The following is a 16,439-nucleotide window of genomic DNA, read 5'->3' on the forward strand; positions in this document are numbered from 1 at the left end:
TTGAGTCTCATAACGACACCATCTAGTCAAAAACTGTGATTTCAGTATTTAGAGAAAGATCATATAAACGCATTATTTGGCTGTGAGTCACTCTGTGTGTTGAGAGCTCAGGTAGTTTGCTGCATGGAAAAAAATTGATTTCTGATATTTCAAGATTCTCCTTTGCTCGACCGGAGACAAGGTCACAGAGAAAAAACATTTTGTAGGTATGAGGCCATTGCGGTGGATGATCATGTTTTAACTTATCCCACAAGGCTAATAGTCGGGTCACTTTTACAGTGAATCCTGTCTCTTCTAATACCTCCCTGATAACCGATTCCGAGGGCGATTCATTTATGTCAACCCAGCCTCCTGGTAATGTCCATAAATTATCCGAACGCTCTTTTACCAGTAAGATGGAATCATCCTTTAATACAAAAGCTCGCACATCCAGTTTGGGGGTGGCATATCCCTTTTCTAATGAGAATAAATGTTCAACCTGATTCATTTCATTTCCAGAAAAATAGGCAGCCATTTGAATGGCGATATCATGAAGTTGATGGTATCGCTCTTGGTCGAATTCATTTTTGGTGTAGGTAAGTCCATTTTGAGATATGGCTTGTAGTGCAGAAATCCATTTGAGTACCTGGTTAGTCATAACAAATCCAATGATAAATTAAATAATCCCTGAGTTATTTTCTGCATTCAAATACTATGCTCGTATCACCTTGCTCGGGTTGACGTGTATTATCAAAGGCTTTTATGAGTTTGATTTCTTTAAATCCTGTTTCTGTAAGAATGTCGATTAACATGTGCGGATTATCGTAGATTCTTACATTAAACTGTTCCATTTCTGTTTGTACAATTCGTCCGTTTTCTATCAGTTCATATCGGTCTATTGAATAGCATACGTTATTTTTGTACGTTGTGAGCCTGTTGACTAAAATATAACTGCCATCTGGTTTGTGGCATACAAGCCCTCGCCATACGTCCAGTGGTTCGGGTATTGTTTGAGCTGTTTCTACTTCGAATAATAATATGCCATCCTCATTCAAATGATCATAAAAAATCTGTACTGCTTTTTTTATTGAATCAACATCAATAAGATGCCCAAAAGAGCCGCTGGGAATAAATATAAGCGTGTATTTTTGTGCTTTATGTAAATCCTCAACAAATCCATGCCACACCTCCGGCTGGAGATTTTGTCTTATTGCTTTGGCGTTCAAGGCTTCAAGCATTTGCTTACTGGCATCAAACCCTGAAATTTGGCACTGTTCTGCTAGAAGAGGCAACAAAAATCGGCCTGAACCACACATAGGTTCTAAAATGGGGCCATTGGCATTCATAGCGTAAGAGCGATAAAACGCATAAGCGTCTGCGGGTGGATTAGGCCTGATTAAATCATAAAATTGGGTGCATAAATTCAAGTAACTGTTTAGTTCGTGTTGAGACATCCATTCATTTCCTAATCGTGCCGCATGATTAAAACCCAACACCACCTTGTTTGGCAGATCGGCTGGTCGCAGAATATGGGTATTGGTACATTAATTTGTGTTTATTGTGAGTTCCAATCCTTTTCTGAAATTTTCGCATGCTTGTAATGAGTCATTTAGTTTTTCGTAGAGTTTACCCAGTTCGTTATAAGCAGAAGGTGTTGGATTTAATTCATTGGATTGTTGCAAATAGTGTTTTGCTTTCCCCCATAAATGTTGGGCTACGCAAAGCCTTCCCAAACAGAGATAGAGGGACGCCGAATGGGGATTTTTTTTCAGTAATGATTCAGCAAAGGATAATTGCTGCTCGTTGTTATAAAACAAACCATAAAGATCGATGAGTTGAGCATCGAACTCTTTACGTAAACAGCGCCTTAATAAAGCTTCCGCTTCAGAGTATTCCTGTTTTTCGTACAAATAACGAACGTATGCAGAGACTATATCTGCATTATAAGCTAATGATTTGGGCAGAGAGTGAAACAGATTCGTTACGGCTTCGTCTTGGTGCTGTCGGGTTAAATCGATGATAGCACGTTGATAGGTATTTTTTTGTAATTGTTCATAATCATGTTCGGAAATCACCTGACATTTTTTTAAATCAGGCAGGAGGGCAATGAGCTGGGGCCAATCACGCACTTCTTCATAAAGGTTCATCAAAAGCTTCAATACATAAGGATGACGTGGTGCCAAATCCTGTAAATGTCTTAATGTCGCCAGCGCTTGCTCCCATTGGCGATTTGCCAGTTGCAGTTGAGCCTGGGTTAGTTCTACGGCAATTTTGGCTTCTGGCATGCAGTGCTGTGCTTCACGAAGATAATGATCTCTTTGTTGACTGTCGCCCATCTTTTGCGCTGCCCGAGCAGCAGTTAAATAGTTGAGCAGGGGCGTATCGGTGTTAGGTAATGCCTGGATTAAATGGTTTTTTGCTTTATGCCAATAGCCTTCACTGTATTCGATTAATCCTTTTCTGGTTGTTGCTTGGGCTTTTTGCGCAAGACGTTTTGAATTCCATTCACAAAGAGCACGGGGAGCTTTTGCTACTTTATGACACAACTGTAACAAAAAATGAAAGATCAGAAACAGGAGCAACAGACTAAAAAGCATAACCCAAAGAGTGGTCTCTACAGTCCAGTGATTGATGGCGATTAATACATAGCCCGGGTCGTGATTGAGCTGAATGCCCAGATATACCGAGCCGAGTAAGACAAAAAATGCAACGAGAATTCGTATCATGATCAGTTTACTCCTTTCTCGCTGTTGTTTATCGGGGCGTTGTGTAATTCGTTGTCTTCAATAATTTGATGAAGCTGGGGCAAGGCAGTGCCTATTTCAGGTTGTTCCTGGATAAATTTAATGTTTTGTAATTCAGTGAGCTGATGCAACAAGGCGGCGGTATCTTGAGCTTTTGTATCAAATACTCTTTTTATGGCGTTACAGGCTTGTTGCAGTGCCAGTTGATACACTGCATTATTTTTATGGAGTATTGCCCATTGCGCTTGTTGCAGATTAAGACGAATCGTTTCTTTTAATGCGGATTCAAATAACGGGGACATCAATGGTGTGATGTTTTCATCCGTACGGCGGACAATTACCAGTTGTTCCAGTGATTTAAGGCTGTTTTTGAATTGCGCTTTCCATGTTGCAAAACGGGATGAATCCAAATCATTTTTTGTAGCGCTTAATTGATTTTTTTCCAGTGGTGACTGAATGGTGAGATTGCTGACACTGATTTGTGCTGCATCGAGCTTGCTGAGTAATCCCGGAATATCCTGAATTGGAGTCGCTTTTAACTGGGCAATTTCTTTAGCGATTATTTGTCTGACCGCAAAAATCTGAGGGGTATTTATTTGACTTAACAACGCATCGGCTTGCTGGAGCAGGGCTATAGACGTGTTAAAATTATCGCTCCAGTGGGTATTGATTTGCGCTAATTCAAGATAATATTGCGCTTTAAGCAACAGCCAATCCTGATTTTGATAAAGACGTTGTTTTATAGCGGTGCGTAATTCTTTATTTAAACCATCCATTCGGTAGTGCAGTGTTTTTTGTTTTTTTAGAATGCTCTTTTCTATTGCAGTAAACTGTTCTTGTGCGGTGTCCTGGTTTTGCGCAAAGTTTTTTAATTGAGCCATCATGCTTTTATTTTCATCAACCAGTCGAGATTGTATTTTTTTTGCCTCATGCTGGTTATAAAAAGTTGTGGCTACCGCCAGGATGGCAATAATGAGCGCTGTTTTAGCGATTAATCCATTGCTTTTAGCACCAGACGCTTCACTTTTTTTTTGTTTTAGTGAATTTGGCGTATTACTCATCTTTTCCTGGAGCTGCGTGGTTTCTTTTTTTTCTTTATCGTTGCTATTTGCCATGAATTAATCCTTGATAGTAATCAAACAATGTACTCATTATCCTGTCTGGATGGCTTACCAGGGTCTTGGTAATGCCGTTTGCAGTAGCCAGGTTTGCAAGCCGCTCACTCAGCACGATAAATGGCTTGTGCTTAAGCCAGTGATGAGCGTCTTTGCAGAACATCTCAAACAGGTTATGCATGGATTGTTCACTCGTTAACAGTATAATATCGACTAAATCTTCCTGCCATAAGGAATGAGTTAATTGATAATCCACTTTAGGCATTACCCTTTGGTAGACTTCCAGGCTGTGTAAATTAGCGCCTCGGTTTATCAGTGTTTGTTCAATCAGTTGCCTTCCGCCAATTCCTTTAAATAATAGCACGGTTTGATTGTTTAGTTGTTGCAGACTCTTAAGCGCTAACAAATGTTCGCTGTCTGGAATGTCTGGAATTTCATGGATCTCAATATTAAACTGATTCAGTTCTTTTGCACTTCCATGTCCAATAGCAATAACATGAATATGCTTTGGCCAAGGAATATTGTAGCGTTGTAATTGGGTAAAACAATAGTGTACCGCATTAGCGCTGACAAACAGGGCGTGGCTTACCTTATTAAGGTCGGGTAATGAATCAAGCCACAGTGCATCACATGCAACCAGCTCCAGAGCGGGGCATGAAATGGCGATGCCACCTGCTTTGGTAATGGCGTTGTTAAGCGAGTGCGCTTGTTCTTTGGGGCGAGTGTTCAAGACACGCAACCCTTTTAGTGATTGAGTCATGCTATTGGCGTGTTGAGTAATTGTTTTGCTCCTTTCGCCATCAGATTTTCAACGCAGTGCATCGCCAGCTGATGAGCCTGTTCTGTAGAACCTTTTTGCGCATCGTAAATGATTTGAGATCCATTCGGATTTAATATTCTGGCTTGTAACAGGAGTTCGGAGTTGGCGGTCATGTTACAAAATACAGCCAAGGGAACGTGACAATTACCACCTAGTTGAGCGTTAACTGTTCGTTCGGTATGAACACATAGCGAGGATACTGGATCGTTTAATACCTTGATTATATCGTGAATATCGTGATCATCCGCTCGGCTCTCTATGCATAAGGCACCTTGACCGCATGCCGGTAACATGATCTCCTCAGGCAAGAGCTCGCTAATCGATTGCTTTAGTCCCATACGCTCCAGTCCTGCTGCCGCCAGGATAATTGCATCGTATTCACCTGCCTTGAGTTTGGCAAGGCGGGTATTAATATTTCCTCTAAGGGTTTTGATCTGGAGATCCGGTCTGTACGCCAGCAATTGAGATTGACGCCGCAGGCTGGAAGTTCCTACAACAGCATTTAAAGGAAGACCATCACAATGAGTGAATTTTGAACTGACCAAGGCATCATAGGGATTATGTCTTTTACAAATAGCTGTAAGACTAAGTCCGGCAGGAAGTTCAGCTGGCATATCTTTGGTAGAATGGACTGCAAAATCTGCTCTTTTATCCAATAAGGCTTCTTCAAGCTCTTTAACAAATAATCCTTTTCCTCCAGCTACTAATAATTTATCTTTAAGAAATTTATCACCGGAAGTGACCATGGGAAGTAATTCTATGGTCAAGGATGGCCATTGCTCTAATAGCATTTTTCTGACATGGTTAGCCTGCCACAAAGCCAGAGGGCTTTGACGTGTAGCGATGCGAATGACTTTTTGCTTCATGGATAATCAGATACTTGTAAAATAAGCGCAGATCATAGCATTGATTCGTTTATTCTGCTAAGAGAATGGTTCCTGGTGTCCTCAAAAATTGAGGTGGTAATGAGCTTTGTAAGCCTCATTGAATACAAACGATAAGGACATAGCGATGTGGCAAATTAGAAATATTGTACGGCACCTGGATGAATCCATGCAGCGAAGCTTGTCCAACTCCGCTCATCAATTGGTTGCCGTGGGTGCCATAGCTTTTCTGGGATTTCCTTTTTTTTATTTGATTTGGGTTTATTGCTTTCCGCAGCCCTATGAAAGCCTGTTATTGCGGCTTATTGGCAGTTTGCTTGGGCTGGGATTAATGCTGACCTCTTATTGGCCAACCCAATTGAAGAACTATTTATCCTGGTACTGGTTTTTAACTCTGTTGTTTACTTTACCCTTTTTTTTCACCTTTCATTTTTTGATGAATCAAGCCAGTGTTATTTCAGCAATGTCTCTTTTATGTAGCGTCTTTTTGTTGGTCTTGCTTGTTGATTTGTTGAGCTTGACCATAGTATTTAATTTGGGTGTAGGTATGGCGTTGGTAGGGTATTACTGCTTATCGCCCCAGATTTATTTTGGTGAGGAACATATAGAAATGGCCTTGGTTATCATCTTTACCGTAATAGCTGGTTCTACTTTAAACTATAAAACGGCCATGGCACAGCAACAACGTCTTGCCGGAATGGCGGCAGCAGCAGGAATGATAGCCCATGAACTAAGAACCCCTTTACTGGGAATCAAAAGTGGCGCTCAGGCATTAGTTCACTACTTACCAGGATTAATTCAAGGCTATCAACTGGCCAAGAGTCATCAGCTGATTGACACTCCTATGAAAGCGCGGCGATTGTTGCAATTAGAGGGCGTTAGTGATCGAATTGTCAGTGAGATTGATTACGCCAATACCATCATTGATATGCTTTTAGTAAAAGCGGGTAGAGAAAATACAATAACGAATTGCACCATGGAAACGTGTTCCATGGCACAATGTTTAAATGAAGCCATTGCCCGTTATCCTTTTTTATCACCAAGAGAACGGACTTTAATTTCCTGGGAAGGCGATTTTCAGTTTAAAGGTTCAAAATTGCTGATGCAGCATGTCTTGTTTAACTTAATAAAAAATGCGTTATATATGATAGCTACCACTCAAAGGGGTAAGATTTATATTTGGACTGAAAACAGGGATAAATTCAATTACCTGCATTTTAAAGACACAGCAAAAGGAATGACCAGTCAAGAGCTGTCTCGTTTGTTCAATCATTTTTATACCACCACCTTCATGGGTACCGGTATAGGACTTTCTTTTTGTAAACTCGTGATGAATGGTTTTGGCGGAACTATAGTGTGTGAAGCAAAAGAAGGGGAATATGCTTTATTCAGTTTGAGTTTCCCTGTAGTTGACTCAATCCCGCAGGAGCAAACTAACGGCGTTAGTGCAAATAACGCCGTTTTTTAGTGGTTAGTCTTTTGCTGAGCGTAAGGATAACGCAATGAAAATATAGGTCCAGCCATTGACTATCATTTCAATCGCAATAAACAGTCCAATTACCCATAAACCGCTGATAGGCCATTGTGCCAATATTAAAATACCAAGAATTATTGCTGTGATGCCCGCTAGCATTAACCAACCCCAGCCTTTTGCGTCGCGTAACACTAAAGCCATGACAATTCGGGTGAATCCAATGACTATGAGTAAGGCGGCTAAAATAGCAGTGATTAAGGTAGATGCCAGGAATGGGTCGTAAAACACGGTGCATCCGGCGGCTATATACAGCACAGCTATTAACGCCTGCCAGATAATTCCTTTCCATTCTTTATGCTTAAATACATCGATAATATGAGTTATACCCGAGATGATTAAAAGTGCGCCAAAAAAATACATACTCACCAGGGTTAAACCTACTACCATGCCCAAGCCTATGCAGCCTAAAATGAGAAAGAGAATTCCTAGTCCTAAAATCCAGCCCCAGTTACGTTTTAGTTCACCAACCATGGGTTGGTACATGTCTTTGGAATTAGCCATAAAATGTCCTTATTAAATGATAACTCGTGCCAGCACAATGACTTCAATTGTTGATGAAACAACACAAGAAGTCACTTTACTATAGACTAATTTTAATGAGGTTGTCTAACGGTAGCAGAACTTCATCTGCGTGATTCTGCGGATTATTTAGGGCTTTAAACGGTGTGTTGGACCGAGCTGGAACAGGATGGTGCATCGCCTTGATGGCTTTATGGCTTGGAACAAGTCTTAAGTTTTATTTGGCTAAATTAGTCAATTATGATATTTTGTAAGCAGTTTTTAGCATATGTGGCGATTTAATTTGTAACAAACGGTGTGTTACAGTCGGATGTGTTTTTCATTTTGTTTTGCTCAGGAGGAGCTATGCAACATTTCTCTATACCTACCTGTTACTTTCCCAGTACGGCGGTATTTGTAGATGATAGTCGCGATTTCTTGCTCAATTTTGTTTTGCATCTTGACGAAGGCTTGGCCTATCGCATCTTTGATTCCCCTTTTAATGCACTGGAGTGCATAGATAAAAAGCGTTGTGAGTTGGAGTTATTAAGTCAGCGCTGCATTTCTGAATATACAGAAGCCAAAAATTGCCCTTTGACCAATCACACAATTAACCTGGATTTGGCGGCAATTCATGCTGAAGTTTATAATTCAAGAAGATTTTCGGAAATATCCGTGGTGATTGTTGATTATGCCATGCCGGGAATGGATGGTCTGGAGTTTTGCCGACGGATAGAAGACACCAACATTAAAAAGATTCTGCTAACAGGTCAGGCTGACGAAAAACTTGCCATTGAAGCGTTTAACCAGGGGTTAATTCATCGGTACATTAAAAAAAGCGACCCCGATGTGGCAAATCTTATCATCAAGAGTATTCACGATTTGCAATTACAGTACTTTCAAAGTATGTCCGATATGGTTGTTCGCATGTTATCGGTTACCTCGCCAAGCTGTCTGCATGATAAAAAATTTGCGGAATTATTTTGGGATTTGTGTCAAAAGAAAGGGATAGTGGAATTTTATCTGGCAGATAATTCCGGTAGTTTTTTTATGTTGGATGATGACGCCAATATCAGTTTCTTAATTGTGAAAAATGAAGCCGATATGCGCCTGCATTATGATTTAGCCCTGGATAATGGCGCCAGCGAGGAGGTTTTGGATCAATTACTCAGTGGTGAAAAAATTCCTTGTTTTTGGCAGTCCAACTCGGTAACGCCGCAATGGAATGAATGGACTGATTGCCTGGTTCCTGCACATAAATTTGTTTCAGATGAAACCTATTATTATGCTTACGTGCAAGGTGCGGTTCTGTTTGATGTCCGTTTGGATAAAATTTTATCCTATCACCAATACCTTGAGGTATTGGATGCTGAGGAAATGTTTTTGATCTAATCCCCTGACCCAGTGGTAGTGCATTATAATAGATAATGCGGTCATGTTGTTCGGATTGTTGCAAGAATCCCCATCCTCTGCAGCAACGCATAATCAACAACAGACCCTAGGGAGTTACTTTGATGGAGAGTTCCAGAATGAAGTCGGCTACTTCCTCGGGTTGGGTCAAGTAATGGGTATAGGCTTTAACTGAAATGGGTTTATTGATTCGCTCGCCAGAAGCTTGGGAATCCGCAATCATTTTTTTTACCACATCCCCCTCGGTACAAACGAAATAGACATCGCTCTCGGGTCTTTTTAAAAACTGGGCTTTAAATGATTTAAATACAAGAGAGGGTTTGCATTGCGCCTGTTCGGCATGGTAAAAGCCATGCAGACCACTGGCCAAATCAGCCCCCACCGCCAGAGCACCAAAATACATGGATTTTAAATGATTGCGGCTGCGCCTTCTTAGCGGCAGACAAATGACTATATCCTGGTCAGTAAGAGTAATAAGGCGAGGTTTTAAATAGCCTATCATGGCCACTTTAAAGCATCCAAAATACCAGAGAAAAAATTTAAAACGGGTCAAGGTTTTCATTGATTATCCTTAAAATATAACTGACAAATTATTTTTTAAACACCATAACAACCCGTCATCGTGTTGCTGAGCAAGAGTGCAGTTCTGCCACTTCATCTCTGTTCTCATCGAGTGTGTCAGGTAAGAGTATAGGGCTTGGTCTGGATAATTTCATCAACTTCATTAATCCAGGGCAAACGCATCTAAACGTATTATCTAAGACCAAGATGCCTACGTTCTGCGCTTTATGCGCAGAATCCAGATCTTTGCCTGCACTAAGATCGCATGGATCCTGCGCATAACGCGCAGGACGTAGGCAAAAGGGTGGAGATTTATGTTCATAATTTAGATGCGTTTGCCCTGTTCATTACTCAGGGCTTTAATCGCCTGAACCGTTTGTTATATTAGTGTAGCAGAGATATACTTTGGGTCTTTTCAATTCTGTGTACTGTTTTATATGCATACTATTTCTATCCGTGGCGCAAGAACTCACAATCTTAAAAATCTGGATCTGGATCTCCCCAGAGATCAGTTAATCGTGATTACAGGACTATCCGGCTCAGGGAAGTCCTCTTTGGCTTTTGATACGTTATATGCTGAGGGACAGCGACGTTATGTTGAGTCATTATCTGCTTATGCTCGTCAATTTCTGTCTATGATGGAAAAACCGGACGTCGATTCTATTGAGGGGTTGTCGCCGGCGATTTCTATTGAACAAAAGGCCACATCTCATAATCCTCGGTCAACCGTGGGAACCATTACCGAAATTTATGACTATTTGCGTTTGCTTTTTGCTCGGGTAGGAGAGCCGTGCTGCCCAACTCATAAAATCAGTTTGCATGCCCAGACCATCAGTCAAATGGTCGATCAGGTGTTGGCTTTACCAGCAGACAGCAAAGTCATGATTTTGGCTCCGGTTGTTCGGGATCGTAAAGGAGAACATGTGCAATTGTTGCAGCAATTGCAGGCTCAAGGATATGTGAGAGCTCGAATTGATGGGGCGCTTTGTGAGCTGGACTCTCCTCCTAAATTGGGTTTGCGTACCAAACACACCATAGAAATCGTTGTCGATCGCTTTAAAGTTCGGCCTGATATTGCGCAACGGTTGAGTGAATCCTTTGAAAACGCCCTGAATCTGGCTGATGGAGTAGCTATAGTGTCTTCTATGGATCAGGAATTTGACGATTTGTTGTTTTCTTCCAAATTTGCCTGCTCTGAGTGCGGTTATAGCTTAAGCGAATTAGAGCCACGCCTGTTTTCTTTTAATAATCCGGCTGGTGCCTGTGCTTCTTGCGATGGTTTGGGTGTTGATCAGTTTTTCGATCCGGAACGGGTTGTTCATGATGCTACGGCCAGTCTTGCTGAGGGCGCAATAAGAGGTTGGGATAAGAAAACGTCTTATTATTTTGGGATGCTCGAATCGCTTGCCAGACATTATGGATTTGATACCCGCACGGCATTTTGTGATTTGCCAGAAAAGATGAAGAGGGTGGTATTGTATGGTAGCGGCTCAGAAGTGATTGAATTTAACTACCATAGGCCTAATGGCGGTTATATGATGAAACGGCATTGTTTTGAGGGGATCATTCCTAACATGCAAAGACGTTATCGTGAATCGGATTCCGGGATGATACGAGAAGAGTTGGCCAGGTATTTATCTTCTCGTCCTTGCCAGACCTGTCAAGGAGCTCGTTTACGTGAAGAAGCCCGTAATGTATTCATAGATAATAAAAATCTGCCAGAATTATGTGGCTATTCCATAGAAAAAGCGTATGAATTTTTTAAAGGATTGAGTTTGCCAGGATACAAGGGAGAAATTGCCGCCAAAATTAATAAAGAGATCGTTGAGCGCCTGGGATTTTTGGTTAATGTGGGATTGGATTATCTTTCGTTAACCCGCAGCGCAGAAACCTTGTCGGGAGGCGAAGCACAACGTATTCGTCTGGCAAGTCAAATTGGCTCAGGTTTGGTTGGGGTGATGTACATCCTCGATGAGCCGTCTATTGGCTTGCATCAACGAGATAACGATCGCCTGTTAAATACCTTAATGCACTTGCGCAATCAGGGAAATACGGTAATCGTTGTGGAGCATGACGAGGATGCCATTCGCAGCGCTGATTTTGTTCTGGATATTGGTCCGGGAGCGGGCATACATGGTGGAGAAGTTGTCGCCAGCGGCTCTCCGGCAGAGGTTATGGCTAACCCTTCTTCTTTAACTGGCCAATATTTATCAGGAAAACAATCAATCGAAATCCCCAAATCTCGTTTGCCTGTTCAAGCGGATCGTATGCTGCATTTAAAAGGCGTGACCTGTAATAATTTGCAGGATGTGGATGTGAGTATTCCTTTAGGTTTATTGACTTGCGTTACTGGAGTTTCGGGTTCGGGTAAGTCCAGTTTAATTAACGATACTTTGTATCCTATAGCGGCTAACACATTGAATAGAGCCAGCTTATTTGCACCTGGGGCAGTGAAAGAGCTGTCCGGTTTGAATTTATGTGACAAGGTAATCGATATAGACCAAAGCCCAATAGGGCGAACGCCTCGCTCCAATCCGGCGACTTATACAGGTATTTTTACACACATCAGAGATTTATTTTCAGGAACCCCTGAATCACGTGCTCGAGGTTATCAGCCCGGTCGATTCAGTTTTAATGTGCGTGGTGGTCGTTGTGAAGCGTGCCAGGGTGATGGACTGATTAAGGTTGAAATGCACTTTTTGCCTGATATTTATGTTTCTTGCGATGTATGTCAGGGGAAACGTTACAACCGAGAAACCCTTGAAATTCAGTATAAAGGCAAAAACATCCATGAGATTTTGGACATGACGGTTGAAGATGCGTGTCACTTCTTTTCGGCAATTCCTGTTTTGGCACGCAAATGTCAAACGTTGATGGATGTTGGTTTGTCTTATATCAAGCTGGGACAAAGTGCCACGACCCTTTCGGGAGGAGAAGCGCAACGAATAAAATTAGCCCGTGAGCTGTCCAAAAGAGATACGGGGAATACGCTATACATTCTCGATGAACCCACAACGGGTTTGCATTTTCATGACACCAAACAATTATTGACGGTACTGTTTCGTTTACGAGAGCAGGGCAATACCATTGTTATTATTGAGCATAATCTCGATGTAATTAAAACAGCCGATTGGATTATTGATCTTGGGCCTGAAGGGGGGAGTAAAGGTGGACAAATTATTGCGACAGGAACTCCCGAGACGGTTGCGCAGTGCAAAGGTTCTTACACCGGGCAATTTTTAAAACCTATTTTGGCCAAGAAGCATTAATGAAGGGAGAATTTTTGGAGTTATGATTCAATAGAAATCAAAATGAATTTCATTTTCACCATTTTCAAGCTATAACTATGTATAGGAATTCTTGTAAAGGATAAAAAATGAGTACTTTTTTTATAGTTTTATTGGTTATTGTTGCGCTTGTATTTATCTGGGCTATCAGTATTTATAATACCTTGATAGGGTTGATCGAAGCGATTAATAACAACAAAAAACAAATTGATATTCAACTCGACAGACGTTTTAAAGTGTTTGAATCACTGATCGAATCCGTTAAAAAATACATGGATTATGAAAAAACCACCTTGAAAGATGTTGTGGCCTTGCGTAATCAGGCGCAGGAGGCAAAAGCTTCGGGTAATGAGCAGGCTCGTATGGATGCTGAAAATGGTATTTCAAAAATTGCTTCGGGTTTGAATCTGGTATTTGAACAGTATCCTGATTTGAAAGCCAGTCAAAATGTGATGCAGTTACAGGAAGAGATTGTGAATACTGAAAATAAACTGGCCTACTCCAAACAGGCTTATAATGACAGTATTGAGCGTTACAATGCCAAGAAAAAGTCCTTTTTTGAATCCATAGTGGTATCTCTTTTTGCAGCCTCTTTGGATAAAGAATTTGTTTATTGGGGGCTTTCTGACGAACAAGTGCAAGCCAAAGAAGAGTACACGGTCAAACTCTGAGAGTAGACAATGAGTATAGCGGATTACCATGCTACGGCTGGAGATTGGCGAACGCAGTTAAAACAGAATGAGCGCAAGACTCATCGGGTTATTGCGCTTTTTTTTCTGGTTTATTTGCTGATTGGATTTATTGCCGATATTTTTGTTCTTCAATCCATGTATCCTCGGATTACTCTGGAGCAGAGCTTTTGGGCGTTGATCACCTTGAAGGTGGTGCCTATTGCTACACTGCTCATGCTGGGCTTTGCTGCGGTATCTTTGCTTATTACCTATGCGTTATATGACAGGATTATGCTTCTGGGAACAGAATATAAGGAAATTACCCCTGAGAGTGCGCAAACCATCCAGGAAAAGCAACTGTATCATGTGGTTGAAGAAATGAAGGTAGCCTCAGGATTACAGTTCATGCCTAAAGTATTTATCATTGAGGCAGATTATATGAATGCCTTTGCCAGTGGCTACAGCGAAAAATCAGCTATGGTCGCTATAACCCGAGGTTTAATGGAAAAACTGGATCGAGCAGAGCTGCAGGCGGTTATGGCGCATGAATTGAGTCATATCCGTCATCATGATATTAAACTGACCTTGATGGTGGCCGTGCTCAGTAATATTTTATTGATCGTGATTGATATTTTGTTTTACTCCGTTGTTTATCGACGTGATAAAAGAGAAGACAACAGATTATTAATGGTTATTATTATACTGCGCTATGTTTTACCTATTATTACGGTTCTATTAACCTTGTTTTTAAGCCGTACCAGAGAATACATGGCTGATGCAGGTTGTGTTGAGCTGATGCGTGATAATGAACCTATGGCCAGGGCGTTATTAAAAATAAGCCAGGACCATGAACAAAACGCCGACCAATACGCCAAAGCATACGGTGATACACCTCATGAGCAGGTAAGACAAGCATCTTATTTGTTCGATCCATCCCACATAGATCCCGTTAAATCATTAAGCAGCGCTTTTTCAACCCATCCATCAGTGGAGCAACGCCTGGCCGCTTTGGGATTTAAACGAAAGTAGATAGGTTTCTATGCCCATTCATTAATTCTTTAAACGCCTTGTGCTTTGGATTATTGCTGCATTTGAATCATCGCTACTTATTCACGTAAGCCAACGCCTTTTTTAAGCAAGATTAAATTGATTACCGTTAACAGTACCAACATGGAACAGATGATAATCATTGCTAGAGTCATATTGACTTCTTCCTGGCCTATCATGGCGTGCCTTAGTGCGTTAACCATATATAAAATAGGGTTAAGATAGGAAATGTGTTGCCAGAATGAAGGCAACATATCGATACTATAGAAAACACCGCCCAGATAGGTGAGAGGAGTCAGTACAAAGGTAGGAATTATCATAATGTCATCAAAGTTTCGAGCAACCATAGCATTTGTGAAGCCCGCAAGTGAAAATACCGCAGAAACCAATAGAACGACAAACAAAGTCATGGGCAGGTGATTCATTTCTATAGTCAGGAAAAAGCTGGAAATAAGGAAGACCAGAATCGCAACGATTAACCCCCGGCATACGCCACCCAGAACATAACCCAATAGTAACAGCCCGTTGTGCATAGGGCTAATGAGCATTTCTTCTATACTTTTCTGAAATCGCACACTGAACAAGGAGGACGAGACGTTGCCATAGGCATTGACAATGACTGACATCATGATGAGGCCAGGAGCAATAAACATGGGATAACTTATGCCTTGAATGGAACCAATTCTCCCGCCTATCAGGCTGCCAAAGATGAGAAAATAAAGTGTGGTTGTTATAACCGGAGGTAAGAAAACCTGGCTGGCAATACGAAACATACGTACTAGTTCACGTCTTACCAAGGTATAAAGTGCAATAAGCTGTTGTTTAATGACCATTTTTAATGAGATCCATAAAAAGCTCTTCCAGACGGTTGGTTTTGTTGCGCAAGCTATGGACTACAATGCCATGCTGGCTGAGCGTATTAAATACTTCATTTAATGTGAATGTGTTATCAACTCTTAGTTCAAAAGAATTGGCATCAATTAATGTTGTTTTAAACGAGGGGATATCCGGTAGAGTATCAATAGGTGTTACCGTATTAAAGATAAAGGTCTGGTGGTGCAATGTTTGTAATAATGCTTTCATTGAGGTATTTTTTATAATCATTCCTTTGTCTATGATGGCAATGTTTTTACATAATTGCTCTGCTTCTTCGAGATAATGGGTCGTCAGAATGATTGTTGTTCCCTCAGCGTTGGTTCGGGTTAAGAATTCCCACATACTTCTGCGAATTTCTATATCCACACCTGCTGTGGGTTCATCAAGTATGAGTACTTTGGGTTGATGAATTAAAGCCCGGGCTATCATTAAACGCCGTTTCATACCGCCTGACAGTTGACGCACTATGGATTCTTTTTTATCCCAAAGCCCTAATTGCTGGAGCAATGATTCCGCTCTGGGCAACGCTTCTTTTCGTGTAATTCCATAATAGCCTGCCTGACTTAATAATATCTGGACAGGATTTTCAAATATATTCAGATTGACTTCTTGCGGAACCAGCCCAAGGCATGATTTAGCGAGTTCTGGTTCTTTATCCAAATCATAACCATGAATTTTAATGCTGCCCGAGGTTTTACTCACTAAAGTAGTAATCAAGCCTATAGTTGTTGATTTGCCAGCGCCATTAGCGCCTAACAAGGCAAAGAAATCGCCGGTATTAACGGTGAGATCAATACTTTTAACCGCCTGAACACCGTTGGCATAGGTTTTAGAAAGTTGTTGAATGTCTAGGGCAAGCATAAGTCATTTGATGAGATAAAAAAGTGATTATACATGATTATCAGGATATGACAGCGGTCTTTCATTTCATTTTTTTGTATGAAGAACTGTATTGATGGCGTGAAGCATAGCGGATTAATTAAAAGCCGCAGCCCAGGAATCTGATTCAGAAT

At 41.2% G+C, this 16,439-nt stretch carries 15 protein-coding genes; 5 read left to right on the top strand and 10 right to left on the bottom strand.

Annotation, left to right across the window (positions count from 1 at the left end; translation table 11 throughout):
• Positions 1 to 22: 22 nt before the first annotated feature.
• The 6 genes from Lwor_RS02225 to hemC all read right to left on the bottom strand — a co-directional run bounded on the left by Lwor_RS02225 (position 23) and on the right by hemC (position 5,524).
• On the bottom strand, positions 23 to 637 hold the full coding sequence (locus Lwor_RS02225) for an NUDIX hydrolase (RefSeq protein WP_058492270.1): 615 nt from the start codon (positions 635 to 637) through the stop codon (positions 23 to 25).
• 34 nt (positions 638 to 671) lie between these two features.
• On the bottom strand, positions 672 to 1,433 hold the full coding sequence (locus tag Lwor_RS02230) for a class I SAM-dependent methyltransferase (protein WP_058492271.1): 762 nt from the start codon (positions 1,431 to 1,433) through the stop codon (positions 672 to 674).
• Between the two features lie 90 nt (positions 1,434 to 1,523).
• Positions 1,524 to 2,705, bottom strand: coding sequence for a heme biosynthesis HemY N-terminal domain-containing protein (locus tag Lwor_RS02235; protein ID WP_058492272.1), 1,182 nt, complete (start codon positions 2,703 to 2,705; stop codon positions 1,524 to 1,526).
• Positions 2,706 to 2,707: 2 nt separating this feature from the next.
• Positions 2,708 to 3,838: a uroporphyrinogen-III C-methyltransferase gene (locus tag Lwor_RS02240; RefSeq protein WP_058492273.1), complete on the bottom strand. Its 1,131-nt coding sequence runs from the start codon at positions 3,836 to 3,838 to the stop codon at positions 2,708 to 2,710.
• Positions 3,828 to 4,598, bottom strand: coding sequence for a uroporphyrinogen-III synthase (locus tag Lwor_RS02245; RefSeq protein WP_058492274.1), 771 nt, complete (start codon positions 4,596 to 4,598; stop codon positions 3,828 to 3,830). Before Lwor_RS02245 ends, Lwor_RS02240 begins: the two co-directional genes overlap by 11 nt.
• A complete protein-coding gene (gene hemC, locus Lwor_RS02250) occupies positions 4,595 to 5,524 on the bottom strand; it encodes a hydroxymethylbilane synthase (RefSeq protein ID WP_058492275.1) in 930 nt (309 codons plus the stop codon). The genes Lwor_RS02245 and hemC overlap by 4 nt, the downstream gene beginning before the upstream one ends.
• 145 nt (positions 5,525 to 5,669) lie before the next feature.
• Here hemC and Lwor_RS02255 point away from each other — a divergent pair, with 145 nt between their 5' ends.
• On the top strand, positions 5,670 to 7,010 hold the full coding sequence (locus Lwor_RS02255) for a sensor histidine kinase (RefSeq protein WP_058492276.1): 1,341 nt from the start codon (positions 5,670 to 5,672) through the stop codon (positions 7,008 to 7,010).
• Positions 7,011 to 7,013: 3 nt separating this feature from the next.
• Here Lwor_RS02255 and Lwor_RS02260 read toward each other — a convergent pair whose 3' ends face one another.
• Positions 7,014 to 7,577: an HdeD family acid-resistance protein gene (locus Lwor_RS02260; protein WP_058492277.1), complete on the bottom strand. Its 564-nt coding sequence runs from the start codon at positions 7,575 to 7,577 to the stop codon at positions 7,014 to 7,016.
• Positions 7,578 to 7,940: 363 nt separating this feature from the next.
• On the opposite strand from Lwor_RS02260, the gene Lwor_RS02265 reads away from it, so the two are divergent.
• The gene (locus Lwor_RS02265) at positions 7,941 to 8,966 is read left to right on the top strand and encodes a response regulator (protein ID WP_058492278.1); all 1,026 of its coding nucleotides are present in this window, start codon (positions 7,941 to 7,943) and stop codon (positions 8,964 to 8,966) included.
• 106 nt (positions 8,967 to 9,072) lie between these two features.
• Here Lwor_RS02265 and Lwor_RS02270 read toward each other — a convergent pair whose 3' ends face one another.
• Positions 9,073 to 9,546 (bottom strand): PaaI family thioesterase, encoded by a 474-nt coding sequence (locus tag Lwor_RS02270; protein WP_058492279.1) that lies wholly within the window; start codon positions 9,544 to 9,546, stop codon positions 9,073 to 9,075.
• Positions 9,547 to 9,982: 436 nt separating this feature from the next.
• On the opposite strand from Lwor_RS02270, the gene uvrA reads away from it, so the two are divergent.
• The 3 genes from uvrA (at position 9,983) to htpX (ending at position 14,532) form a co-directional block, all read left to right on the top strand.
• Entirely contained in the window at positions 9,983 to 12,814 is a 2,832-nt protein-coding gene (gene uvrA, locus Lwor_RS02275) for an excinuclease ABC subunit UvrA (protein ID WP_058492280.1), read from the top strand.
• A 107-nt stretch (positions 12,815 to 12,921) separates the two neighbouring features.
• Positions 12,922 to 13,503, top strand: coding sequence for a LemA family protein (locus Lwor_RS02280; RefSeq protein WP_058492281.1), 582 nt, complete (start codon positions 12,922 to 12,924; stop codon positions 13,501 to 13,503).
• Between the two features lie 9 nt (positions 13,504 to 13,512).
• Positions 13,513 to 14,532 carry a zinc metalloprotease HtpX gene (gene htpX / locus Lwor_RS02285; RefSeq protein WP_058492282.1) on the top strand — a complete coding sequence of 340 codons (1,020 nt, stop codon included), beginning with the start codon at positions 13,513 to 13,515 and terminating at the stop codon, positions 14,530 to 14,532.
• Positions 14,533 to 14,609: 77 nt separating this feature from the next.
• Here the strand turns inward: htpX and Lwor_RS02290 are convergent, their stop codons facing one another.
• On the bottom strand, positions 14,610 to 15,383 hold the full coding sequence (locus Lwor_RS02290) for an ABC transporter permease (RefSeq protein ID WP_058492283.1): 774 nt from the start codon (positions 15,381 to 15,383) through the stop codon (positions 14,610 to 14,612).
• Positions 15,373 to 16,287: an ABC transporter ATP-binding protein gene (locus Lwor_RS02295; RefSeq protein WP_058492284.1), complete on the bottom strand. Its 915-nt coding sequence runs from the start codon at positions 16,285 to 16,287 to the stop codon at positions 15,373 to 15,375. Before Lwor_RS02295 ends, Lwor_RS02290 begins: the two co-directional genes overlap by 11 nt.
• Positions 16,288 to 16,439: the final 152 nt, after the last annotated feature.

This window comes from Legionella worsleiensis (genome assembly GCF_001467535.1).
Taxonomy (GTDB): Bacteria; Pseudomonadota; Gammaproteobacteria; order Legionellales; family Legionellaceae; genus Legionella; species Legionella worsleiensis.

What these genes read in the sequence shown, in the direction of transcription:
- Lwor_RS02225 (WP_058492270.1), bottom strand. Translation starts at nt 637, where the DNA reads ATGACTAACCAGGTACTCAAATGGATTTCTGCACTACAAGCCATATCT.
- Lwor_RS02230 (WP_058492271.1), bottom strand. Translation starts at nt 1,433, where the DNA reads ATGTCTCAACACGAACTAAACAGTTACTTGAATTTATGCACCCAATTT.
- Lwor_RS02235 (WP_058492272.1), bottom strand. Translation starts at nt 2,705, where the DNA reads ATGATACGAATTCTCGTTGCATTTTTTGTCTTACTCGGCTCGGTATAT.
- Lwor_RS02240 (WP_058492273.1), bottom strand. Translation starts at nt 3,838, where the DNA reads ATGGCAAATAGCAACGATAAAGAAAAAAAAGAAACCACGCAGCTCCAG.
- Lwor_RS02245 (WP_058492274.1), bottom strand. Translation starts at nt 4,598, where the DNA reads ATGACTCAATCACTAAAAGGGTTGCGTGTCTTGAACACTCGCCCCAAA.
- hemC (WP_058492275.1), bottom strand. Translation starts at nt 5,524, where the DNA reads ATGAAGCAAAAAGTCATTCGCATCGCTACACGTCAAAGCCCTCTGGCT.
- Lwor_RS02255 (WP_058492276.1), top strand. Translation starts at nt 5,670, where the DNA reads ATGTGGCAAATTAGAAATATTGTACGGCACCTGGATGAATCCATGCAG.
- Lwor_RS02260 (WP_058492277.1), bottom strand. Translation starts at nt 7,577, where the DNA reads ATGGCTAATTCCAAAGACATGTACCAACCCATGGTTGGTGAACTAAAA.
- Lwor_RS02265 (WP_058492278.1), top strand. Translation starts at nt 7,941, where the DNA reads ATGCAACATTTCTCTATACCTACCTGTTACTTTCCCAGTACGGCGGTA.
- Lwor_RS02270 (WP_058492279.1), bottom strand. Translation starts at nt 9,546, where the DNA reads ATGAAAACCTTGACCCGTTTTAAATTTTTTCTCTGGTATTTTGGATGC.
- uvrA (WP_058492280.1), top strand. Translation starts at nt 9,983, where the DNA reads ATGCATACTATTTCTATCCGTGGCGCAAGAACTCACAATCTTAAAAAT.
- Lwor_RS02280 (WP_058492281.1), top strand. Translation starts at nt 12,922, where the DNA reads ATGAGTACTTTTTTTATAGTTTTATTGGTTATTGTTGCGCTTGTATTT.
- htpX (WP_058492282.1), top strand. Translation starts at nt 13,513, where the DNA reads ATGAGTATAGCGGATTACCATGCTACGGCTGGAGATTGGCGAACGCAG.
- Lwor_RS02290 (WP_058492283.1), bottom strand. Translation starts at nt 15,383, where the DNA reads ATGGTCATTAAACAACAGCTTATTGCACTTTATACCTTGGTAAGACGT.
- Lwor_RS02295 (WP_058492284.1), bottom strand. Translation starts at nt 16,287, where the DNA reads ATGCTTGCCCTAGACATTCAACAACTTTCTAAAACCTATGCCAACGGT.